This window comes from Shewanella sp. SR44-3, from assembly GCF_014163735.1.
Lineage (GTDB): Bacteria > Pseudomonadota > Gammaproteobacteria > Enterobacterales > Shewanellaceae > Shewanella.
In genome coordinates, this window is the sequence record NZ_JACJDV010000009.1 from 21,950 (window position 1) to 45,772 (window position 23,823).

Annotated in this window: 20 protein-coding genes; 16 read left to right on the forward strand and 4 right to left on the reverse strand. The window is 46.3% G+C overall.

From position 1 onward, the window contains the following. Window positions 1-394: 394 nt before the first annotated feature. A complete protein-coding gene (ettA, locus tag H5073_RS07110) occupies window positions 395-2,062 on the reverse strand; it encodes an energy-dependent translational throttle protein EttA (protein ID WP_182678360.1) in 1,668 nt (555 codons plus the stop codon). Window positions 2,063-2,229: 167 nt separating this feature from the next. On the opposite strand from ettA, the gene H5073_RS07115 reads away from it, so the two are divergent. From H5073_RS07115 to H5073_RS07130, 4 genes are all read left to right on the forward strand, one after another. Further along, entirely contained in the window at window positions 2,230-3,543 is a 1,314-nt protein-coding gene (locus tag H5073_RS07115) for a DUF5690 family protein (RefSeq protein WP_259394845.1), read from the forward strand. Between the two features lie 9 nt (window positions 3,544-3,552). After that, on the forward strand, window positions 3,553-4,362 hold the full coding sequence (phnX, locus tag H5073_RS07120) for a phosphonoacetaldehyde hydrolase (protein WP_182678362.1): 810 nt from the start codon (window positions 3,553-3,555) through the stop codon (window positions 4,360-4,362). Then, a complete protein-coding gene (locus H5073_RS07125; protein WP_182678364.1) occupies window positions 4,359-5,747 on the forward strand; it encodes an FAD-dependent oxidoreductase in 1,389 nt (462 codons plus the stop codon). Before phnX ends, H5073_RS07125 begins: the two co-directional genes overlap by 4 nt. 89 nt (window positions 5,748-5,836) lie before the next feature. After that, window positions 5,837-6,538, forward strand: coding sequence for a UTRA domain-containing protein (locus H5073_RS07130; protein ID WP_182678365.1), 702 nt, complete (start codon window positions 5,837-5,839; stop codon window positions 6,536-6,538). A gap of 92 nt (window positions 6,539-6,630) precedes the next feature. Here H5073_RS07130 and phnW read toward each other — a convergent pair whose 3' ends face one another. Continuing rightward, the gene (gene phnW, locus H5073_RS07135; protein WP_182678367.1) at window positions 6,631-7,737 is read right to left on the reverse strand and encodes a 2-aminoethylphosphonate--pyruvate transaminase; all 1,107 of its coding nucleotides are present in this window, start codon (window positions 7,735-7,737) and stop codon (window positions 6,631-6,633) included. 267 nt (window positions 7,738-8,004) lie between these two features. Between phnW and H5073_RS07140 the strand changes: the two genes are divergently transcribed. The 10 genes from H5073_RS07140 (at window position 8,005) to H5073_RS07185 (ending at window position 18,560) form a co-directional block, all read left to right on the forward strand. Next, entirely contained in the window at window positions 8,005-10,794 is a 2,790-nt protein-coding gene (locus tag H5073_RS07140; protein ID WP_182678369.1) for a TonB-dependent receptor, read from the forward strand. A 242-nt stretch (window positions 10,795-11,036) separates the two neighbouring features. Continuing rightward, on the forward strand, window positions 11,037-12,290 hold the full coding sequence (gene glyA / locus H5073_RS07145) for a serine hydroxymethyltransferase (RefSeq protein ID WP_182678371.1): 1,254 nt from the start codon (window positions 11,037-11,039) through the stop codon (window positions 12,288-12,290). Window positions 12,291-12,402: 112 nt separating this feature from the next. Beyond that, complete coding sequence (gene nrdR / locus H5073_RS07150) at window positions 12,403-12,852, forward strand: transcriptional regulator NrdR (RefSeq protein WP_182678373.1); 450 nt, start codon at window positions 12,403-12,405, stop codon at window positions 12,850-12,852. Between the two features lie 92 nt (window positions 12,853-12,944). Beyond that, window positions 12,945-14,087 (forward strand): bifunctional diaminohydroxyphosphoribosylaminopyrimidine deaminase/5-amino-6-(5-phosphoribosylamino)uracil reductase RibD, encoded by a 1,143-nt coding sequence (gene ribD, locus H5073_RS07155; protein WP_182678375.1) that lies wholly within the window; start codon window positions 12,945-12,947, stop codon window positions 14,085-14,087. Window positions 14,088-14,164: 77 nt separating this feature from the next. Continuing rightward, window positions 14,165-14,818 (forward strand): riboflavin synthase, encoded by a 654-nt coding sequence (locus H5073_RS07160; protein WP_182678377.1) that lies wholly within the window; start codon window positions 14,165-14,167, stop codon window positions 14,816-14,818. A gap of 75 nt (window positions 14,819-14,893) precedes the next feature. Continuing rightward, on the forward strand, window positions 14,894-15,997 hold the full coding sequence (gene ribBA / locus H5073_RS07165) for a bifunctional 3,4-dihydroxy-2-butanone-4-phosphate synthase/GTP cyclohydrolase II (protein ID WP_182678379.1): 1,104 nt from the start codon (window positions 14,894-14,896) through the stop codon (window positions 15,995-15,997). A 122-nt stretch (window positions 15,998-16,119) separates the two neighbouring features. Further along, entirely contained in the window at window positions 16,120-16,599 is a 480-nt protein-coding gene (gene ribE, locus H5073_RS07170; protein WP_182678381.1) for a 6,7-dimethyl-8-ribityllumazine synthase, read from the forward strand. 11 nt (window positions 16,600-16,610) lie between these two features. Further along, window positions 16,611-17,012, forward strand: a complete 402-nt coding sequence (nusB, locus tag H5073_RS07175) for a transcription antitermination factor NusB (protein ID WP_182678383.1) — start codon at window positions 16,611-16,613, stop codon at window positions 17,010-17,012. A 97-nt stretch (window positions 17,013-17,109) separates the two neighbouring features. Then, window positions 17,110-18,066 carry a thiamine-phosphate kinase gene (thiL, locus tag H5073_RS07180; protein WP_182678385.1) on the forward strand — a complete coding sequence of 319 codons (957 nt, stop codon included), beginning with the start codon at window positions 17,110-17,112 and terminating at the stop codon, window positions 18,064-18,066. Then, window positions 18,066-18,560, forward strand: a complete 495-nt coding sequence (locus tag H5073_RS07185) for a phosphatidylglycerophosphatase A (protein ID WP_182678387.1) — start codon at window positions 18,066-18,068, stop codon at window positions 18,558-18,560. The genes thiL and H5073_RS07185 overlap by 1 nt, the downstream gene beginning before the upstream one ends. Before the next feature lie 82 nt (window positions 18,561-18,642). Here H5073_RS07185 and recN read toward each other — a convergent pair whose 3' ends face one another. Continuing rightward, entirely contained in the window at window positions 18,643-20,307 is a 1,665-nt protein-coding gene (gene recN / locus H5073_RS07190; protein WP_182678389.1) for a DNA repair protein RecN, read from the reverse strand. A 339-nt stretch (window positions 20,308-20,646) separates the two neighbouring features. Between recN and H5073_RS07195 the strand changes: the two genes are divergently transcribed. After that, window positions 20,647-21,009, forward strand: a complete 363-nt coding sequence (locus H5073_RS07195; RefSeq protein WP_182678391.1) for a DUF4440 domain-containing protein — start codon at window positions 20,647-20,649, stop codon at window positions 21,007-21,009. A 143-nt stretch (window positions 21,010-21,152) separates the two neighbouring features. Then, complete coding sequence (locus H5073_RS07200; RefSeq protein ID WP_182678392.1) at window positions 21,153-21,758, forward strand: GNAT family N-acetyltransferase; 606 nt, start codon at window positions 21,153-21,155, stop codon at window positions 21,756-21,758. 96 nt (window positions 21,759-21,854) lie between these two features. Here H5073_RS07200 and H5073_RS07205 read toward each other — a convergent pair whose 3' ends face one another. After that, the gene (locus tag H5073_RS07205) at window positions 21,855-23,789 is read right to left on the reverse strand and encodes a B12-binding domain-containing radical SAM protein (RefSeq protein WP_182678394.1); all 1,935 of its coding nucleotides are present in this window, start codon (window positions 23,787-23,789) and stop codon (window positions 21,855-21,857) included. Between the last annotated feature and the right edge of the window lie 34 nt (window positions 23,790-23,823).

Sequence of the window (23,823 nt, forward strand, 5' to 3'; positions counted from 1 at the left end):
CACACACAAACTGAAATGGTGAATCATGGTGATTTGTGAGACGACCGTCTGAGACAGGACGTCGAAGCGAGCTACAGGGATGTATATACGCGTGTCGTTGAGTAAATGCCATGGCGAGCCTGTATGGCAGAGTCTCAGTGACAGATTTATGGGTATTGATCTCACAAGAAGTCGGGGTGTCTATGAGACTTTTTTATGAAAGAAATGGGCCATGGCAAGCCTGTATGTGGGAATTTCAGTGATCCGCGTTTGAGATTTAAGCGTTCAGTACAAATTGTTTAGCACACTTATGTCGAAATCAATGCGCTAAAGCGCTAACTTTCTGCCATAAAAAAGGGCATCGAATTCGATGCCCTTTTGTTTGTCTGTGTTATGACTCTCGAACAGAGAGGCTTTACTTCACCATGCGCTTGTATTTCAGGCGGTGGGGTTCGACGATGTCGGCGCCGTAGGTGGCTTTGAGCCAAGTGGAGTATTCGGTGAAGTTGCCTTCATAGAAGTTCACCTTGCCTTCGTCACGGTAATCTAAGATGTGGGTGGCGATACGGTCGAGGAACCAACGATCGTGGGAAATCACCATGGCGCACCCTGGGAATTCCAATAAGGCTTCTTCCAGTGCTCGCAAGGTTTCAACGTCCAAGTCGTTGGTAGGTTCATCGAGTAACAGTACGTTACCGCCCGCTTGTAATAGCTTGGCTAAGTGGACGCGGTTACGCTCACCGCCGGATAAGGTGCCGATGATTTTCTGCTGATCGCCGCCACGGAAGTTAAACCGGCCTACATAGGCACGGCTTGGGATTTCCATGTTGTTGATGCGCATTATGTCTTGGCCGCCAGAGATTTCTTGCCAAACGGTGTTTTTGTCGTTCATTGAGTCGCGGAACTGCTCAACCGAGGCAATTTGTACTGACTCGCCCACTGAGATGCTGCCGCTGTCTGGCTGCTCATCGCCGGAAATCATTCTAAACAGGGTAGATTTACCCGCGCCGTTAGCACCGATAATGCCGACGATAGCGCCTTTTGGCACAGTGAAGGTCAAGTCATCAATTAAGACGCGATCGCCGTAGGATTTGGTTAGGTTAGTAATTTCAATCACCTTGTCACCTAAACGAGGCCCTGGCGGAATGAATAACTCGTTGGTTTCATTGCGTTTTTGGTAATCATTGGTGTTCAATTCTTCAAAGCGGGCCATACGGGCCTTGCCTTTAGATTGACGGCCTTTTGCCCCTTGGCGTACCCATTCCAATTCCTTGGCTATGGTTTTCTGACGGGCGCTTTCAGTGGCTGATTCTTGCTTTAGGCGATCATCTTTTTGCTCAAGCCACGATGAGTAGTTGCCTTCCCATGGAATACCTTCACCGCGATCAAGCTCTAAAATCCAGCCTGCTGCGTTGTCGAGGAAGTATCTATCGTGGGTAATGGCGACCACGGTGCCAGCGTATTCTTGTAAGAAATGTTCAAGCCAAGCCACGGATTCGGCGTCCAAGTGGTTGGTTGGCTCATCGAGTAACAGCATTTCAGGCTTTTCAAGTAGCAAGCGACATAAAGCCACGCGGCGACGTTCACCCCCAGACAGCACGCCGATTTTGGCATCCCACTCAGGAAGACGCAGCGCATCGGCGGCTCTGTCTAGAATGTGGTCTAAATTGTGGGCATCTTGGGCTTGGATAATGGCTTCAAGTTCGCCTTGCTCTTTGGCTAGGGCGTCAAAGTCCGCATCTGGCTCAGCGTAAAGAGCATAGACTTCATCGAGGCGTTTAATGGCATTTTTAGCTTCGCCGACCGCTTCTTCAATGGCTTCGCGCACGGTTTGCTCTTCATTAAGCTTAGGCTCTTGAGGCAAGTAACCAATTTTAAGGCCTGGCATAGGGCGAGCTTCACCTTCAATTTCAGTATCAAGGCCTGCCATGATGCGCAGTAAGGTAGATTTACCAGAGCCGTTAAGACCTAACACACCAATCTTGGCTCCGGGGAAAAAACTTAAGGAGATGTCTTTAAGGATTTGCTTCTTCGGCGGGACAATTTTGCCCACTCTAAGCATGCTGTATACAAATTGAGCCATGTGAGTTCTCTGCTGTTCTGAATAAGCGCTAGTTTATCAACTTGCTTGTCTATCTGCTAGATGAGTCAAGCAGGAATCATTTAGGATCTTATTAGTGAAATAAAAGCTTCATAGACTGTAGGTAAGATAAATTCATCTGGACTAGACCAGTGTTATCGGAGTCTATTTTGTCAACATTAAAATCAAGGCTAGCGAGTTCTCAATGGCTGTTAATCATCTATGCATCAAGTGCTGCCTTTATGACGTATTTCAGCATGTATGCGTTTCGCAAACCTTTTACCGCTACAGCTTACCTTGGCGTAGAAGGCTGGGAGTTTGCGCTAGATTATAAAGTCGCCTTAGTGCTTTCACAGGTGTTTGGTTACTTATTGTCTAAATTCATTGGTATTAAAGTGGTGTCAGAAATGCCTGCCTCAAGGCGGGCCTGCAGCATTTTAATCTTGGTTTTATTATCAGAAGTCGCGTTAATCGCCTTTGCCGTTTTACCCGCCCCTTATAACGTTGTTTGTCTCTTTTTTAATGGTTTGCCTCTGGGGATGATTTGGGGCTTAGTTTTTGCCTTTCTTGAAGGCCGCAGAGTCACTGAAGTGCTAGGTGCTTGTTTAAGCATTACTTTTATTGTGGCTTCTGGTTGGGTAAGGAGTATTGGCCGCTATTTAATTGTTGAGTGGCAAGTGCCTGAATTGTGGATGCCGGCGCTTACAGGGGTAATTTTTATCCCGTTATTGCTTATCTCTGTGCTTGGGCTCGCTAAGCTACCGCCGCCTGATGCTAAAGATATTGCCATGAGGGCTGAACGTGTCCCGATGGATGCCAAGGCTCGTTGGGCATTTTTCAGCCGTTATGCGCTGGGACTTGTGTTGTTGGTATTGAGCTTCACCTTGCTCACTGGGCTTAGGGATTTTCGCGATAATTTTGAAGCTGAGTTATGGCAAGCCTTGGGTTTTGGCCGTGAGAGCAACCTTTTTGCCTACACAGGAGTAAGGGTTGCCTTATTAGTGTCTGTGGTGCTGGGAGCTATGGTTTTGATCCGCTCTAATATCAAAGCATTATTTGCCAATCATTTTGTGATCTTGTTTGGCATTGGGCTTTTCGGTCTTTCCACTTGGTGTTTTGAGCTGGGTTTACTTGAAGCTAAAACATGGATGATTATGCTGGGCGCAGGGATCTACATTGCTTACATCCCCTATAACTGCTTTCTCTATGACAGACTTATCGCCTCGCTAGGGGTGACTGCTAATGCTGGATTTCTTATTTATCTTTCTGATTCTGCTGGCTATTTGGGTAGCGTTGGCATCTTGTTGTATCGCACTTTTTCTCAAGCTGATATGAGCTGGTTAGATTTTTTTATCACAACAACCTATGGGGTGGCTGTGGTTTCAGCAAGCCTGGTTGCCATGTCGTTAGTGTATTTTTCTGGAATATTGTCACGGCGACAGCCTGACATTGCTCCTTCGCATTCCTTAATATCAATTAAATAGAGGCATATTATGAAACATCTGCAAGCTGTTATTTTAGACTGGGCCGGAACGGTTGTTGATTATGGCTCAGTAGCGCCAACCAGTATTTTTGTTGAGGCTTTTGCTCGGGCTTATGATTTTAATGTGTCCTTAGCTGAGGCTAGGGTGCCGATGGGCATGGGCAAGTGGGATCACATTAAAGCGCTAGGGGCCTTACCTAGTCTTGATGCTCGCTGGCAAGAGCGTTTTGGTCAGTCGATGCAAACCCATGATGTTGATTTTATTTATCAAACATTTATGCCATTGCAAAAAGCTAAGGTCGCTGAGTACGCCGCTCCTATAGATGGCGCGCTAGTGGCAATAGCATGGATGCGTGAACAGGGGCTTAAAATCGGCAGTTGCTCGGGCTACCCCAAAGAGGTGATGGATATTTTAGTGGATGCCTCTGCGGCGCTAGGTTATAAACCTGATGCTGTGGTTGCCAGTGATGAGCTGGCGCCAGGCTCGCGCCCAGGCCCTTGGATGGCATTGGAGAATGTCATTCAGCTTGGGGTTAATGCTGTGTGGCGCTGCGTTAAAGTCGATGATGCTGCCCCTGGTATTGCTGAGGGATTAAATGCAGGCATGTGGACTATTGGCATTGTCAAAACCGGCAATGCAGTGGGGATGACGCAAGCTCAGTGGCAAGAGCAAACTCCTGAGCAGCAAGGTGCATTGTTAATCCATGGCCGTGCTGAGCTACTTGATGCAGGGGCTCATTATGTGGTGGACTCATTAGGCGATATCCCAGAAGTGCTACTTGAGATTAATGCTCGCGTCGCCAGAGGTGAGCGCCCTTGAGTTACCAGTCATTTTGGTTCGATGAGGCTTGTCGTCAACAGCAAGATCTATGTACCCCGCCTTTAGTGGGTGAGGTGCATGGGGATGTGGTTATTGTTGGTGGGGGCTTCACTGGCTTGTGGACTGCCATCATGCTTAAGCAGGCAACGCCTGAGCTTAAGATCATTTTGATCGAGCGCGACCGCTGCGGAGCTGGTGCATCTGGTCGTAACGGCGGCGCCATGCTGACCTGGTCGGCTAAATTTATGGCATTAATACGGGATTATGGGGTCGATGAAGCCATAGCGTTAGTGGCGGCCTCTGAGTCTGGCGTCGGCAATATGGCGCAGTTTTGCCAAGCTCATGGCATAGAGGCTGAACTGCGTCTTGATGGTTGTTATTACACGGCGACAAATATTGCTCAGCAAGGGGCAATGGCTAAGATTGCTGCATGCCTTACTGCCCATGGTATTAATCATTGGCAAAATGTTGATTTGAAAAAATTGTTAGCGGCCACGGGCTCAAAAGTCCACAGTGAAGGGCATTTTAATCCTAATGCGGGCAGTGTTCACCCAGGGAAACTTGTGCTGGGGCTTAAAAGGTTGGCGTTAAAAATAGGAGTTCAACTGTATGAGCAGTCAGCGGTGACACAGATGCAACTCAAGGCTAAATTTAAACGTATTATTACCGTTCACGGCTGCGCAATCGCGCCTAAAGTCGTGCTTGCTACCAATGCGTGGTTGCCCGAACTGGTACCTGAATTTACCCGCAACATAGTGTTAGTTTCTTCTGATATGGTGATCACTAAACCTATGCCTGATGCGTTACAGCGTTTGGGGCTAAACCATGGCGCAGCGGTTATCGATATGCGCACTTTTGTGCATTATTACCGGACAACAGCAGATGGCCGTTTAATGCTTGGCAAGGGGGGCAATCGTTTTTCTTGGGGCAATAAAGTCAGGCCATTTTTTGATGCAGCCAGTGCCTATGAAGGGCAATTGGCAAACAAGCTTAAGTGGTTATTTGGCGATCAACAAATGGAGATAGAAAGGAGCTGGACTGGGGCTTCAGATCGCTCCGTCAGCGGTATGCCATTTTTTGGCGAGTTAACCCATAGCCCTGGGGTATTTTATGGCAGTGGTTATTCAGGAAATGGTGTCGTGGCAAGTTACCTTGGCGGAGAAATTCTTGCCGCTTTAGTCACAGGTAAGCGCAGTGGGCTTGCTGCATCGGTTTTGGTTAATGGCCATTTAGGACGCTTTCCCTCGGAGCCGATACGCTTTATTGGCGCTAATTTAGTGCGTCAAGGGATCCGTGGTGGGGAAGAGCGAGAAGATGCAGGCCGCAGGGCACTGCCATGGCAAGCTTGGCTGGGAGGTTTTGCTGCTAGCGCTGGTAAAGCTTAAATGAAAGGGGCGTGAGGATGGAGCTTGTATCTGTCTTGAGCCTTAGACATAATCAATCGGCATTATATTAGCAGGAGTGGCTCGAGTTAATGTTGTTATATCAAAGAATTGCTAAGCATTTACAAGCGTTAATTAGCCGCGGCGAGTTTAATGTTGGTGCAAAGTTACCTTCAGAGCGAGATTTGGTTAGCCTGTTTGTATCAACAAGGATCACGGTTCGTGATGCATTATTGCGCTTAGAGGCTGAAGGTATTATTTATCGTCGTCAGCGCAAGGGCTGGTTTGTGTGCCCCAAAAGGCTAATTTGGGATCCAAGCGCTAAGGTTAATTTCTACGCATTAGCCCAGCAACAAGGCTTTAGTCCAGAAACTCAGGTGTTATTGTTAGGCCCATTACAGCAAGCTCAGTACTTAGATAAGAACTGGTTGACTGAATTTGGCGAGCTTGAGCTTACTCAGTTAGTGCGTAAACGCTTTCTTGATGGTAGGCCTGTGATGCTGGAAGAAATTCATTTCTCCAGTGACAAATTTCCCAATATTAACCAGCAGGATTTGAATGGCTCCATCACTGACATTATGGCAAAAGATTACGGCATTATAGTGGCATCAGAAACCAGCACGATTTGGGTCACCACTTTACCTGATGAATATAGCCAAGCGTTAGAAACCAATAATGGCGCCGCATGTTTGAAGATTATTCGCCGCCGCTTTGATCAAACTAATGCACTTGTGGATATTAATGTCGAGTACTGGCTTCACAGTGCCATACAGATGACAGTCAATAGCCATTAATAAAAGTCAAAATAGCCCAGATATTGTCTGGGCTATTTTGTGGCTTTTTACTTTAGATTAACTGCCTTAGCTTAACGGCCTTAGATGATGAGTTAACGCCACAGCTGCTGGGCATTATTTATGGCTTTAAGCAGCAAATCGATATCTTGTGGATGAATATCACCTATGTTGCCGATGCGAAAGCAGTCTGCTTTTGACACTTTCCCCGGATAAATCACATAGCCTTGTTGTTTTAATGCAGCGTAAAAGTCTTCAAATTTATAGCTTTTTTCCGTGGGTGCATGGAAAGAGCTGATAATAGGTGATTGCCATTCCCGTGCAAGTAAGGCACTAAAGCCTAGGTTTGCCATCCCTTCGACTAAGCGGCGCTGGTTTTCTTGGTAACGCAGGGCACGCGCAGCGACACCGCCTTCAGCATCTAATTCATTGAGAGCTTGCTGGAAAGCACGCACCACGTGGGTGGGGGAAGTAAAACGCCATTTTCCCTGCTGAGTCTCCATCATGTGCCATTGGGCGTAGAGATCAAGGCTTAGGGATCTTGCTTGGTCTTTACAGGCTTCAAGGGATGAGCGTTTGGCAATAATAAAGCCAAAACCAGGCACGCCTTGTATGCATTTATTGGCTGAGCTGATTAAAAAATCAATGCCAAGTTCGCCGATATCCATTTCAATGCCACCAAAACTGCTCATGGCATCGACAATAAGGCATTTATTATGCTGTTTTACTCGTTTTGCTATGGCGTTAATGGGGTTAAGCATGCCAGTTGTGGTTTCGCAGTGCACTAAGGCGACATGGGTAATGCTGGGATCACGGCTTAATATGGCTGCAATATCATCAGCTGCAGGAACACTCGTCTCAGGGTAATCAAGGCTTGTTAGCGCCACCCCTAATACCTGGGCGATTTGCTTCATGCGTGCCCCATAAGCGCCATTGTTAATCACAAGTAGCTTATCTTTTTTACCTAACGCACTGCCTATTACGGCCTCTACACTGGCGGTGCCACTGCCTTGCATGAGCACAGCGCTATAGCCTTTGCTGGCTGTTGCTAGTGACACTAAGCGGCTGCGGATATCTTCAACAACACCTGTGTTGTAATCCTTGTCCCAGGTGCACCAGTCTTTGAGCATAGTGGCTTTGACTGTGTCTGTGGTCGTCAGTGGTCCGGGGGTTAATAGTAAGTAATTACGTTCTTGTTTCATTTGTCTTCCATGGGTCGTTAATCAAGATTCCTCATTACTTTATCACTGGTCTAGTCCAGTATTATTGCAGTTTGATGAATTCATCTCGGTCACCTTTTTTGGGAAATAATAGCCATGCTGTTTTGCTAGCTGCTAGCTGCTAGCTGCTAGCTGCTAGCAGAGAATGCTCGTGGTTATCACAAAAATGTCATTAATTTGTCAATTAAAGCTTCTAGGATTTAACGCTTCTGGACTAGACCAGTTGACTTAATCTGAGGATAACTTGAAATGAATCATTTTCTCTGGCTTGTGCCTGCTTTGTTGGCACCATCTGTCATGGTAAGTGCGCAAACAAGCCAAGTGATGGGCACTATCACTGACGAACATTCACCTTTGCCTGGGGCTAAGGTGGCCATAGAAGGCAGCGATATAGTTGCGACTAGCGATTTTAAGGGCAGATTTTCCCTGACTCAATTAGCGCCAGGCGCCTACCGCTTAAGAGTGACTTATCTTGGGTTTGAACCACAAATAAAAGAGATTAACGTTAATTCCCAAGGGCTATTGCAACTGGGTGAAATTAACTTACGGCCCCAGCATCAAAAAATGGAAGTGCTTCAAGTTAGAGGGGCAATTCAGCGCGGGGAAATGCTGGCCTTAAACAGCCAAAAAAACAGTAACACTATGATTAATGTTATTTCAGCGAATGAGATAGGCAAGTTACCTGATAGAAATGCCGCAGAGGCTGTGCAGCGGATCCCTGGGGTATCCATTGAGCGAGATCAAGGAGAAGGCCGTTTTGTTGCGGTGCGCGGGTTACCCGCCCAGTGGAACAGCGCCACTTTAAATGGAAATCGCATTCCAACCGCAGAAGAAGAAACCGTAAGCCGAGCCACGGCGTTTGATTTTTTTCCCTCTGACATGATTGAGTTTGTTGAAGTCACTAAGGCGTTAACACCGGATCAAGAGGGCGATGCCATCGGGGGGAATGTTAACTTTATAACCCGTAAAGCGGCCACTAAGCAGACATTTAAGTTTAATGCTGCCGTGGGTCAACATCAACAATTTGACGATGGAGTGGATTATTCTGCCAATGCACTTTATGGGGATCGCACTGAGGATGGCAAGTTAGGTTTTATTATTAATGCCAACCTGTGGAAAAGAGATTGGGCCACAGATAACTACGAGCCAAGGCGCGACAGCGATGCCGGGATTTATCGCTTAGAGCTTAGGGATTATACCGGAACCCGCGAAACTTATGGGCTCAGTGGTGCAGCCCAATATGAGCTTGATGACGGTAAATTGTATGTGTCTGGCATGTATGGCTCTTTACGTGATGATGAATTGCACTATAAACACAGGTACCGTTTTGATAAGTCTCGCATTGAATTGCAGCACATTCGCAATGAATTAATTACTGAAATGACCGGCTTTGAATTAGGCGGCGAGCACTTTATTGGTGATGCCTCAAGCCTTGATTGGCAGCTGGCAAATTATGTGAATGATTTTCACTATGGCAATGTTCCATCTGCTGATGATGCCAGTTATTTCGTGGTGCGTTTTGATCAAAAAAATGTTGCTTATCAAGGGCTAGAAGATCGAGGTCAAGGGAATAATGCCTATAATATTATCGATGGCGGCAAAGATGATGGCAGCTGGCCGTCAACCCATTTAGACCGGGATTTCAATATGGATCCTGGGTCGATGAAGTTGTCTTGGGTTGAGCTATATAAGGTGGCAGTAACTGAGCGCGATAACATAGTGGCTCAAATAAACCTTAAACATGATTTAAACGACTCGCTGCGACTTAAATTTGGGCTTAAGTACCGAGATAAAGAGCGTGATGCTGACTTTGCTGATGAGTTTTATCGCTGGGATGAAACTAAAGGGTCAGTGCCAGTATTGGCCGATTTTACACTGTCAGATCAGCCTGGGAGAAAGGATTACCTTGCTGATTCAGGGGTTAACTATCAAGGGCAATTTTCACAGGTGGCGGACACCAACGCCTTGGCAGCTTTTTGGCAGCAAAATAAAAATAACTTCATATTGGATCAAGATGAATCAGAAATGCTTTCCAATGGTGGCGGCCTTGGACGTAACTTTGATGTTGCCGAGCAGCATATATCGGCCTATGGCATGGCAAGTTGGGACATTAATGAACAGTGGTTTCTGTTGACTGGTCTTAGGTTGACGCAAACGCGGACTAAGGTCAGTGGTTATAATTATATTGTCGATGAAAAGCGCTTAGTTGAAGCAAAGGAAACTAAAGATTACTTGTCTGTTTTGCCAGCTTTGCACCTGAAATATTCTCCTGATGAATTAAGCAATTGGCGTTTAGCCTTGACCCGCAGTTTTAGTCGCCCAGATTTTGGTGCCTTGTCGCCAGGGGCAAGCTATTCTGAGGCTGATAATGAGCTAACCAGTGGTAACCCTCAATTAGAACCTACCTATTCGGATAATGTAGACCTACTCTATGAGCACTTTTTTGAAGAGGTTGGTGTGGTTTCTGCAGGGCTTTTTTATAAGAAAATTCAAGATCCTATATTTATGGACACCATAATCGGTGACTATAAAGGCAAGTCTGGCATTAACATTAATCAACCTCAAAATGGTGATGATGCCAGTTTATGGGGCGCAGAGTTGACGCTTAATCACAGCTTTAGCTTTGTTCATGAATCTTTAGCTAATTTTGGCGCTATGGCCAATTATACTTGGATGGATTCATCCATGAGTCTGCCTAAACGCGATGACACTAGCCGCATCCCTCGTCAAGCTGAGCAGCTTTATAATGTCTCGTTATATTTTGATAATAATGAGTTTTCAGCTCGCATTGCCTTAAATCATAAGGGAGATTACATAGAATCTCATGGTAAAAGTGCCGCTTTTGACAGTTATTATGGCGCTTACACCAGTGTCGATTTTTCCGCGACTTACACTGTATCCCCAAGGGCGCAGGTGTATTTAGAAGTGAATAATTTAACCGATGAACCGCTGCAATACTTTCAAGGGGATAAAAGTCGTCCATTGCAAGTGGAGTATTATGGTGTACGTGGCATGCTCGGATTTAGTTATGGCTTCTAAACGTGAGAGGTTATAGATGTTAATCGTTGTTTTTTAGTGCTTAAATTAAGACTGCCTTCAGATTTTGAAGGCAAGTCTTAGGTTAGCCTTTGACTGATAAGTTTATTTTTATCTTCAGTTATTATGAACAGAGTTAACGGCTTATGAGACAAAGTTTCATCACCTTTCGGCTGGGATTGTTGCGCTTTGCAGAGTAGAATACCGCGCAACCTTATAATAAAAACTTGCAGTTGGAGTGACCAATGCTAAACAAAGCTATGAATATCGCGGATTATGATCCACAACTATTTCAAGCCATTGAAGATGAAACCCGTCGTCAAGAAGAGCACATAGAGTTAATTGCATCAGAAAACTACACCAGCCCTCGCGTGATGGAAGCTCAAGGTTCACAGCTTACCAATAAGTATGCAGAAGGTTACCCAGGCAAGCGTTATTATGGCGGTTGTGAATACGTCGACGTAGTCGAGACTTTGGCCATCGAACGTGCTAAAGAATTGTTTGGCGCAACTTATGCCAACGTACAGCCTCATTCAGGATCGCAAGCCAACAGCGCTGTGTACATGGCGCTACTACAACCTGGCGATACCGTGCTTGGGATGAATTTGGCTCATGGTGGTCATTTAACTCACGGTTCACCGGTTAACTTTTCTGGCAAGCTGTACAACATCATTCCTTACGGTATCGATGAAGCGGGCAAGATAGATTACGTTGAGATGGAGCGCTTAGCCGTTGAGCATAAGCCTAAGATGATGATTGGCGGCTTCTCAGCGTTTTCAGGCGTTGTCGATTGGGCCAAAATGCGTGAAATCGCCGATAAAATTGGCGCGTATTTATTTGTCGACATGGCTCACGTTGCAGGTTTGATTGCTGCTGGCGTGTATCCAAACCCTGTGCCTCATGCCCATGTGGTGACATCGACAACCCATAAGACATTAGCTGGCCCTCGTGGCGGTATTATTTTATCGGCAGCAGACGACGAAGACTTGTACAAAAAGCTGAATTCAGCCGTGTTCCCAGGTGGACAGGGCGGCCCATTGATGCACGTTATCGCGGGTAAAGCGGTTGCCTTTAAGGAAGCATTAGAGCCAGAATTTAAAGTGTATCAACAGCAAGTGGTGAAAAACGCTAAAGCCATGGTTGAAGTGTTCCTTAAGCGCGATTATAAAATCGTTTCTGGCGGCACAGATAACCACCTGATGTTGGTTGATTTAATCGGCCGTGAGCTTACCGGCAAAGAAGCCGACGCCGCCTTAGGCAGCGCTAACATTACTGTGAATAAAAACTCAGTGCCTAACGATCCTCGCTCTCCGTTTGTGACTTCAGGTGTTCGCTTAGGCACACCTGCTATTACACGCCGCGGTTTTAAAGAAGCCGAAGCTAAGCTACTTGCTGGCTGGATCTGTGATGTGCTTGATGATGCGCACAACACTAAAGTTATCCAGAGCGTTAAAGCTCAGGTACTTGCCCTGTGTGCTAAATATCCTGTATACGCTTAATTCTAAGGGCAATTTGATAGGTTTCAGTTAACCTTAACGCCCAAATAGGATAGACTTCAATGGCCGCAAAACTTAAGTCTTGCGGCCATTTTGTTTTTTGCGGGAGCCCCCAATGCATTGTCCATTTTGTAGTGCCACAGATACCAAAGTCATAGATTCAAGGCTGGTGGCCGATGGTCATCAAGTTCGTCGCCGCCGAGAGTGCACCTTGTGCCATGAGCGTTTCACCACTTTTGAAGGTGCTGAGCTTGTGATGCCTAGAGTGATAAAGCGTGACGATACTCGCCAACCTTTCGATGAAGATAAACTCAGAGGCGGTATGCTGCGCGCTGTCGAAAAGCGTCCAGTGTCTATGGATCAGCTCGAACAAGCTTTATCTAAAATCAAATCTACCTTGCGGGCAACTGGCGAGCGTGAAGTGAATTCAGAGATGATAGGCAACTTGATGATGGAGCAGCTGATGCACTTAGACAAAGTGGCTTATATTCGGTTTGCTTCAGTTTATCGGGCCTTTGAAGATGTTTCTCAGTTTGGTGAAGCCATAGCTAAGCTTGAAAAATAGCAGCCTTGAAATCGGCGATTTTGCCCATATTTAGGTGTGAATCCCAAGCTTTTTAGCCACTTTAAGCCCAAATCAACCATTAGGTGTTAACCATGCCAAGCTGGTCAAAATTTGACATTGAAATGATGAGCCGTGCCATCCAATTGGCAGAACGAGGCCGTTATACCACTCGCCCCAATCCCTGTGTGGGCTGCGTGATTGTTAAAGATGGCGTCAAGTTAGCCGAAGGTTACCATCAAAAAGCAGGCTTTGGACATGCTGAAGTTAATGCCCTTGCGGCCCTTAAATCCGCTAATTTATCCGCACTAGGCGCTACCGCCTACGTGACCTTAGAGCCTTGCAGTCATTTTGGTCGCACCCCGCCTTGCGCCCAAGCCTTAGTTGAAAGTGGTGTAAGCAAAGTGGTGGTCGCCATCACAGATCCCAATCCACAGGTTGCCGGTAAAGGCATTGCTATGCTGCGCGCAGCAGGCATCGAGGTTGAAGTCGGTTTATTGGAAGCCCAGGCTCTTGAGTTAAATTTAGGCTTTATGAAGCGTATGCGCACCGGCTTGCCTTGGGTAACGGTAAAACTTGCCGCAAGTCTTGACGGTAAAACCGCGCTTTCAAATGGGGTGTCTAAATGGATAACCGGCGATGCGGCGCGACGAGATGTGCAAAAACTGCGCGCCAGAAGTTGCGCGCTAATCACTGGCATAGAAACCGTATTAGCCGATGACCCAAGGCTTAATGTGCGCTATCAAAACCTTGGCAGTCTTAAAGATGAGCTTGATATTACAGAGCTTCACCAGCCAGTAAGGGTGATCCTCGACAGTAAAGCGAGGCTTACCACAGATAAGTCACTTTTTAGCATCATTAGCCCTATTCTTTTGGTCAGCACCCAAGACTATCCTGCGGATATTAAAGTGCAGTTTCCTGCCCATGTACAATGCCTAGTGTTAACGGCTGATACCGATGGCAGGGTACCGCTATTAAGCTTACTTGAGCATTTAGGAAAAACCTGTAATCAGGTATTAATTGAAGCCGGCGCCACCTTAGCGGGTAAGGTGCTCGAGCTTGGGCTTGGGGATGAATTATACCTATACCAAGCGATGAAGCTATTAGGCAGCCAAGGGCGTAATTTAGTGACATTGCCAGATTTTCAGGCCATGGATGATATTCCAAGCTTGCAGCTACAAGACAGTCGCCAATTGGGTGAAGATAGACGCTATATTTTTAGACTTGGAATAGAATAACGCGTTTAGACTTGCCAAGCGTTGTCGTGAAAATAGCGTCATGATAGATAACAGAATCTAAGATAAGTGAGCCAAACATGTTTACAGGAATAATCGAAGCCTTAGGGACGTTAACTAAGGTTGAGCGCCATGGTCAGGATATTCGCCTCACTGTGGATAGCGGCAAACTTGACTTAAGCGATGTAAAACTCGGCGACAGCATAGCCACCAATGGTGTGTGCTTAACGGTAGTTCAGTGCTTAAAGCAGGGCTATATGGCAGATGTGTCTGGTGAAACTGTGGCATTAACTGGTTTTGCCCGCTATAAAGTGGGCCAGAAAGTGAACCTTGAAAAGGCGCTTACCGCCACCACTCGTTTAGGCGGTCACATGGTCAGCGGTCATGTGGATGGCATGGCAGAGGTGATGCAGCGTCAAGCTCGTGGCAAGGCCATCGAGTTTTGGCTAAAAGCCCCCAGTGAGCTTGCCCGCTATATTGCCCATAAAGGTTCAGTGACCATAGATGGCGTGAGCCTTACGGTTAACGAGGTTGATGGCGACAGTTTCAGGCTGACTATCGTGCCGCACACGGCTGGCGAGACTACTTTGCTTGACTTAAATGTTGGTGACCAGGTGAACCTTGAGGTAGATCTTATTGCCCGCTACCTTGAACGCTTAATGGGCGCGAATGAACCCTCGGCCAAAGGCGGCGTGACCATGGAGCTACTGGCGCGCTCAGGATTTATGAAATAGTGATAGGGTAACGTATAACAGCTTGAATTAATGCATGACTAATTTTAACACTTCAACTTGATAGAAGGTCTCACAATGGCGCTACATAGCATAGAAGAAATCATCGAAGATATCCGTCAGGGTAAAATGGTTATTTTGATGGATGATGAAGACCGCGAGAATGAAGGTGATCTCATCATGGCAGCTGACTTAGTGACGCCTGAAGCCATCAATTTTATGGCGACCTATGGCCGTGGCCTTATTTGCCAGACCATGACTAAGGCGCGTTGTCAGCAGTTGAACCTTCCTTTAATGGTGACCAACAATAACGCCCAGTTTTCCACTAATTTTACAGTTTCTATCGAAGCGGCTACTGGTGTGACTACGGGGATTTCGGCCCACGATCGTGCTGTGACGGTAAAAGCTGCGGTAGCCAAAGATGCCAAAGCCGCTGATTTAGTTCAGCCCGGGCACATATTCCCATTAATGGCTCAAGATGGCGGGGTGTTAATTCGCGCAGGCCACACGGAAGCCGGTTGTGATTTGGCTCGCCTTGCAGGTCTTGAGCCATCTGGGGTTATCGTTGAAATTTTAAATGAAGATGGCACCATGGCCCGTTGTCCTGACCTTGAAATCTTCAGTGAAAAACACGGCATTAAGATAGGCACGATTGCAGACCTTATCGAATATCGCAACACTAAAGAAACCAGCGTAGTACGTGAAGCCGAATGTAAACTGCCGACTCGTTTCGGTGAGTTCAAGATGGTGACTTTCAGAGACACTATCGACAATCAATTGCATTATGCTTTGGTGAAAGGTGAACTTACTGGCAACCCATTAGTTCGAGTGCATTTACAAAATACCTTTAACGATTTATTGCATTCAGAACGAGACCAAAAACGCAGCTGGCCATTAGAAAATGCCATGGAGCGTATCGCTGCAGAAGGCGGGGTACTAGTGCTACTGGGTAATCGTGAACATTCAAGTGACATGCTGGCGAAAGTGAAAGCCTTTGAAGCCGAAGACAATGGCCAAGCGCCAGCATCAGCTAAATGGCAGGGAACTTCTCGCCGGGTGGGCGTGGGTTCGCAAATTTTGGCAAGCTTAGGGGTGAGTAAAATGCGCCTATTAAGTTCGCCTAAGCGTTATCATTCATTGTCAGGTTTTGGTTTAGAAGTGACTGATTATATTTCTGAATAATTTACTCTAGGCAAAATTTAACAATTCTCATTAATTGCATAGCGCTCGGGGCGTTTTGCTGTGATATCATAGCGCCTCTTTTCGCCCCGAGCGGGGTGCTTTAGCTAAAGTTAGGTAAGATAATGAACATAGTTCAAGGTAATATCGAAGCGAAAAATGCCAAAGTGGCCATCGTTGTGTCGCGTTTCAACAGTTTTTTAGTTGAAAGCTTACTCGACGGGGCGATTGATACCCTAAAGCGTTTTGGTCAAGTTGCTGATGAGAATATCACAGTGGTACGAGTACCAGGCGCAGTCGAATTACCCCTTGCGGCTCGTCGCGTTGCGGCTAGCGGTAAGTTTGACGGCATTATTGCACTTGGTGCAGTGATCCGTGGTGGTACTCCTCATTTTGATTTTGTTGCCGGTGAATGTAACAAAGGCCTAGCTCAAGTTGCACTTGAGTTTGATTTGCCTGTGTCATTTGGCGTGTTAACTACAGATACCATAGAGCAAGCTATTGAGCGCTCAGGTACTAAAGCGGGTAACAAGGGCGGCGAAGCGGCTCTAGGGTTACTCGAAATGGTTAACGTGCTGCAACAATTAGAACAACAGCTGTCATAGTAGGAAAAGTAATGAAACCTTCTGAGCGCCGCAAGGCACGCCGTTTAGCTGTGCAGGCTATTTATTCATGGCAATTAAGCAAAAACAATGTTGCTGACGTTGAACATGAATTTATCACAGAGCAAAATATTGATGGCGTGGATGTCGCTTATTTTCGTGAATTATTGGCCGGTGTTGCCTCTAAACATGAACAAATTGATGACTTGCTTAGGCCACATCTAGACCGTAAATTTGAAGATGTCTCTCCAGTGGAGAAGGCTATTGTACGTTTGGCGGCTTACGAGTTAACCTTCCGTAAAGATGTACCGTACAAAGTGGCCATCAATGAAGCGATTGAGCTTGCAAAAGCTTTTGGCGCTGATGATAGCCATAAGTTTGTTAACGGACTCCTAGATAAACTAGTTAGACGTTAAACTATAAGTAAAACGGTATCTTAGGATGCCGTTTTTCATTTTCACCCCATACTCAATTTGTAGAAGGTGGGCGGAGAGCTCCGCACCAGACGGTAAAGTGAAAGAATTCCAACTCATCGAGCACTATTTTCATCGCCAAAACCAGCAACGTCGTGACGTGAAGCTGGGCATAGGTGATGATTGCGCCTTAGTTCAAGTCCCCGAAAATAAAACCCTCGCAATCTCCTGCGACACCTTAGTCGAAGGTGTGCATTTCTATGCCGATATGCCAGCAAGAGAGCTAGGTTATAAATCCTTAGCGGTTAATTTATCTGACTTAGCCGCCATGGGCGCCGAACCTGCGTGGATGACTCTTGCCTTAACCTTGCCTGAAGTTAATCAAACTTGGCTGCAAGGCTTTAGCGAAGGCTTGTTTGAAGCTGCGGATTACTACGGCGTGAATTTGATTGGGGGTGACACCACCCGCGGACCGTTAAGTATCAATATCACTATCCATGGTTTAGTGCCTAATGACACCGCGCTCAAGCGCTGCGGCGCAAAAGTGGGCGATTGGATTTATGTTACTGGCACCTTAGGGGACTCAGCCTTAGGTTTGAATCTTTTAGCCGGTAAGGTGCAAGTGAATGCTGACAATAAAGACTACTTAATTGGTCGCCATTATCGCCCCACACCTAGAGTACTGGCGGGCCAGTCATTGCGCTCATTGGCAAGTAGTGCCATCGACTTATCCGATGGACTGATGTCCGATCTTGGCCATATTCTTAAGGCTTCACAAGTGGGGGCCATCATCGATGTCGGCAGTATTCCACTTTCTGAGGCGATGAAAGATAGCGTTAGCCAGGATGATGCTTTAAGTTACGGCCTCACTGGTGGTGAAGATTACGAGTTGCTATTTACTGTGCCTGAAGCGCAGCGTGGCGCACTGGATACTGCACTTTTGCATGCTGGGGTTAAGTTCAGCAAAATTGGTCAAATCTCAGCAGGGCGTGAACTTAAATTGCTCCTCGATGGCCAAGCTTTCATACCTAATTTCAGCGGTTTCGAGCATTTTTAATGAAGTTTCTCACCCAAGACAGTAATGTCGCCAAGTTATCCCTTGCTAACCCGGTGCACTTTCTTGCTTTGGGTTTTGGCAGCGGACTGGCAGCCAAAGCGCCTGGTACCTTTGGCACCCTTGCCGCCGTACCTCTGTATCTATTGCTGGCACAACTTAGCCTACCTTGGTATCTGGCCATCACGGTATTTTGCTGCGTTGTTGGCATCTATATTTGCGGAAAAGCGGCCAAAGACATGGGGGTGCACGATCACGGTGCTATCGTCTGGGATGAAGTCGCTGGGTTATTGATTACCATGATTGCCGCGCCACAAGGCGTTATCTGGCTAGCCATAGGTTTTGGCTTATTTCGTTTCTTCGATATTGTTAAACCTTGGCCGATCCGCTGGCTCGATGCCAAAATTCATGGCGGCTTTGGCATAATGATCGATGATGTGCTGGCCGGTGTATTTGCCTTCTTGAGCTTACAGCTCATTATCTTCTGGCTAGGCTAACAGGATTGCAGATAATCAATATTCAAACATAAAAATAGCCGCTCATAGAGCGGCTATTTTGTGTCAGTGAGCGTATCAATATTTACGCTGACTGCATAAGCTCCCTGGCGTTAGCTAAGGTATTTTCTGTGATCACATCGCCACCCAGTAGACGCGCTAGTTCTTGTACTCTTTGTTCATTATTCAAGGCTTGCATTGTGGTTTCAGTGCTGCCGGCTTTATTAAATTTATTCACAAACATGTGCTGATGACCATTGCCTGCCACTTGTGGCAAGTGAGTCACGCACAAGACTTGAGTTGAGTCCCCTAAACTTCTAAGCATACGGCCAACTACGGCCGCAGTGGGCCCCGAAATCCCTACGTCAACCTCATCGAAAATGAGCGTTGGGGTGGCGACTTTCTTGGCGGTAATGACTTGTATGCCCAACCCAATACGTGACAGTTCGCCCCCAGAGGCGACTTTTGCCAAAGGCTGTAACTCTTGTCCTGGGTTAGTGCTGACTAAAAACTCTACGTGATCACAGCCATTGCTGCTAAGCATTTGCGCATCAAAATTTACCGCTATGGTGAATTTCCCTTTAGGCATGTTCAACTCATGAATGGAGCGAGTCACCAGTTTATCGAGCTCCTTGGCATAGCGGCTGCGGCTCTGATTGAGTTTCTGGGCATGAGTTAAGTAGGCTTGCTTAGTGGTTTCTAGTTGGGCTGCTATTTCATTAAGCTTGGTTTCATCACCGTCAATGTCAGCCAGCTCTTGGGACAGTTGCTGATGATGAATCGCAAGCATATCGGCACTGACATGATGCTTTCTTGCCAACTGCATGGCCTTAGAAAGACGCTGCTCAAGCTGAGCAAAGTATTCAGGATCAAGCTCTAAATGACTTAAGTAATCTTCAAATTCACTGGCACTTTCTTGTACTTGGATCAAGGCTTCATTAAGCATTACAGCCACATTAGCAAGCTTTGGATCTAAGCCTGCTAAGGTCTCTGCCAAGGATACGGCTTTATTGAGCAAGCTCTCGATATTGGCTTCGTCATCTTCACACAATAATGACAGACCCGCTTGGCAGCTTTCAATTAATTCACTGCCATTGGCGAGGCGCTTGTGTTCTTGCTCAATTTCTTCAAATTCTTCCGGCTTTAGACCAAATTCATCCAGTTCTTCGACTTGGTATTGCAGTAATTGCTTACGGGCAATGCGCTCTTGCTGACTTAGTTGCAGTTGCTTAAGCTCGCTTTCAATTTGTTTGCTTCTTTGATAGCTGCTGCTGACAGCATCGAGCAAGAGCTTATGATTAGCGTAACTGTCTAATAGGGTAAGCTGGTGCTCACTTTTTAGCATGGCATGGTGTGCATGTTGGCCGTGAATGCCAATGAGCAACTGACCTATATGTTTAAGCTGAGCGACGGGGACAGGATTGCCGTTAATATAGGCGCGGGTGCGGCCATCGCTATTTAGGGTACGGCGTAAGATACATTCATTATCGAGTTCAAGATCGTTATCCTCGAGCCAGCGCTTGGCAAGCGGCACATCATCTAAGCTGAAACGGGCACTGATCTCGGCTTTGCTTGAGCCTGGACGTACACTATTGGCATCGCCTCGGTTACCAAGGCATAGGCCTAAGGCGTCGATGGCAATAGACTTACCAGCACCGGTTTCACCTGTGATGCTGGTCATACCGGCTCTGAAATCTAATTCAAGAAAACGTACAATGGCAAAATTATTAATGCTGAGTTGGCAAAGCATAGTCAAATCCCGTTCGATAAATGTACAAACACTGTATTGATAAACAGTATACACTGGTTTTTTATACAGTAAAGTGGGCTGAGTGATTTTTGAGTTATTTTTTATGCTTATCAAGTGTGAGTTTTGTATCTTACTGATATATATATTTTAGTGTTAATTCCTATTTAAGTTCTGTTGTCTTATCAACGATAAGCTCACTGTTTATATCAGTAGAGTTAGTGCCCCGTTTAAAAATTTACTTCAAGTTATGTGTAGTGTGTTGCCCATAGCATAATTTGGATGATTCTGATAAGTTCATTAAATACAGTTGATTAGCCGTACTCACTGGAGGGGATCTTATTGGAAGCACTTAAGGCGAAATTGATCGATTTAGAAGAATGCTTATTCGAGCCTAAGGTGAGGGGAACTTATGCCGAACTTGATAAGCTACTGGGGGATGATTTTATCGAAATAACTGCAGCGGGTAGCCAATTTGGTAAACAAGCCGCATTAGCGCGACTGCCTTTTGAGTCGCCACCCCTAATTCAAGCCCAAGATTATCAACTTAGACTGCTAGCAGCAGATTGTGCCCAACTCTTGTATCGCGCGACCATGGTAAAAGCGGGTGAAACTGAGGCAAATGTATCGCTTAGATGCTCCATTTGGCAGCTGAGAAACCAGCAATGGCAAATGGTTTATCATCAAGGTACTGCTATAAGCTAAGGTATCTTGACATAAGGCAAGCTCACTAAGTCATACAACACGGCGTTTATGTTTTGCCAATAGCGGATAAATACTCAAATCTTAGCTGTGATTTAATTGATAATTAACATGGGCTTAGCCTGTAGCTAACTAGGATGTGAAATATGCAAGATGAGAAATGGCTGTTTGACACTGCACTTAAAGGCAAGATAGTGACGTTAAAGCCATTACAGAGAGTGCATGCTGCGGCTTTGGTGGACGCTGCGTCTGAAGGCCAACTGTGGGACTTATGGTTTACCAGTATTCCAAATCAGGATTCTGTTGATGCTTATATTGATTTAGCTTTATCAGAACGAGCGCTAGGGCGGGCCTTGCCTTTCGTGGTGGTTGATAATCTCAGCCAAAAGATTATCGGCAGCACGCGTTTCTGCAATGCTGATTGTGCCAATAAGCGAGTGGAAATTGGCTATACTTGGTATTCAAAAAGCTATCAAAAAACTGCTGTGAATACAGAATGTAAATACCTTCTCTTGCACCATGCATTTGAACATCTCAAGGCGATTGCCGTTGAGTTTAGGACACATTGGTTCAATCAGGCTTCACGTACTGCAATTGCTCGCTTAGGGGCCAAACAAGATGGCGTGATCAGAAATGCACAGATAATGGCCGATGGCAGCTATCGAGATACCGTGGTGTTTTCGATAATCAACCATGAATGGTTAGCGGTGAAAGCGAATTTAGTGTTTAACATGCAAACTCGCAATAAATAACTGGCTGTTGAAACTTGTGAGTGTCAGAAGCGAGAAAGTGGCTTTTTAGCTTGCGCCACTCATTTTCGCGATTAACGAGCAGCGGCTAACACTGGATCACTCTTCATAGCTTTCGATGAGATTATTAACCGCTTTTGATATCAAGTCTTTTTTCATTGAAGTGCGGCAAACGCTCTGGTTAAACCAGAAACTCATGGGCTCATCGAAACCTATACCGTGCATATAGTTGTAGATAGCTTTACGTAGCCCCTCGCCAAGCATTTCATGATCTGTGCCTGTGGGATCGGTAAAGTCTACATCGTTTTCAGCGAATAAGATTTCAGGGCGCTCAGCTAGGGTAATACCAAATTGTTCAGGGTTCATGCCGATGGGGCTGTGAACCGTGGCGACAAAGCGGTGCCAGTAAGCTGACTGGAAACAGCCTAACTCCATCATCTGACGTACCATTTCAAGAGAATCAATGGTTTCTTGCTCGGTTTGGGTGGGGAAACCATACATCAAGTAAGCATGAACCATGATCCCTGCATCACTGAAGGCCTTGGTGACATGGGCGACACGCTCAACACTGACGCCTTTTTTCATCAGTTTTAAAAGGCGATCGGATGCCACTTCAAGCCCGCCGCTTACCGCGATACAACCTGAGTCTGCCAGTAGCTGGCAGCGTGCTGGGCTAAAGGTTCGCTCGAAACGAATATTGCCCCACCAACTGATCACCACACCGCGCTCAATTAAGCGTTTAGCAAAGGCAAATAAGGTCTTTGGCGGCAAGGCTTCATCAACAAAGTGAAAACCTGTTTGCCCAGTTTCTTCAATAAGTTGTTCGATGCGGTCAACCAGAATATCGGCGCCAGCGGTGTCGTAGCGGTCGATATAGTCTAGGCTGACATCGCAAAAGCTGCATTTACGCCAGTAACAACCATGGGCTATGGTGAGTTTATTCCAGCGACCATCACTCCAAATACGGTGCATGGGGTTGAGCATTTCACATAACGACAGGTATTCGCCCAAGGGCAGACCATCGTATACTGGCGCACCGACTTCACTTTGGGGAATATCGTGCAGCTGGGCATTTTGATTTAAGTGCACATGGGGCTGACCATTTTCATCCTCGGCGAGAAAGTAAGTGCGTACTAGCTCATCGATTTCGCGCTGGCCTTCAAAATATTCAAGCAGGGTGATAAAGGGCCGCTCACCATCATCGAGACAAATAAAATCGACAAATTCAAACACTCTAGGATCTTTCAGTGCCCGAAGTTCAGTATTAATAAAGCCGCCGCCTAGTACTATGGGGATTTCAGGATTGATGGCTTTACAGGTTTGCGCAATACGTAAGGCGCCCAGCATGTTACCGGGGAAAGGCACGGTTAATGCGACCACGCTTGGCTGGGTTTCTTCCAGATACTGCTCGACTAATTGTTCTAGAATTTCTGAGCTGAAGCTCGGTTCACCCATTAAGGTTTCGTAGAGATTATCAAAGCTTGGGTTAGCGGCGGCTAATTGCTCGCCATAACGGCTGACTTCAAAGTAAGGGTCAACCCCTTGCGTGATGACGGTCGACAGATCGTTAATAAACAGGGTCGCGAGATACTTGGCTTTATCTTGCACCCCAAGATTACCAAAGGCGGCTTGTAATACATCGCCGGATACCGCTTCCATTTGTGCAATCGCATCAAAGGCTGGGCCTTCGGGTAAAAAACGCCGCGAGTTAATCCGCATGGCAAGGCTTGGATCCTTGCCCTGCAAAAAGCGAATCGCGCTCTCAACGGTCAAATGATAACGGTCAAATTCAGCCAGAAAATTAAAGATGGCATCGGGCAATTCATCGTCTTCAAAATGTTCGAAATTTTCTTCCACATGCTGGCGAATGCTCTCAAGCGCTGGGGCCGTCATCATCTCAAGAAATAGCTCAATCGCAGGATCTCGCTGCACCGCCTCATAGCCACGTGAGCGTAAAAACCCCGTCAAATATGCCGTTGCCGGATAAGGGGTATTTAGCTGGGTCATAGGTGGAGTCATTAGAAGAACGGTCATAGCCTGCCTTGAGCGTAAAATCGGATAAAAATTG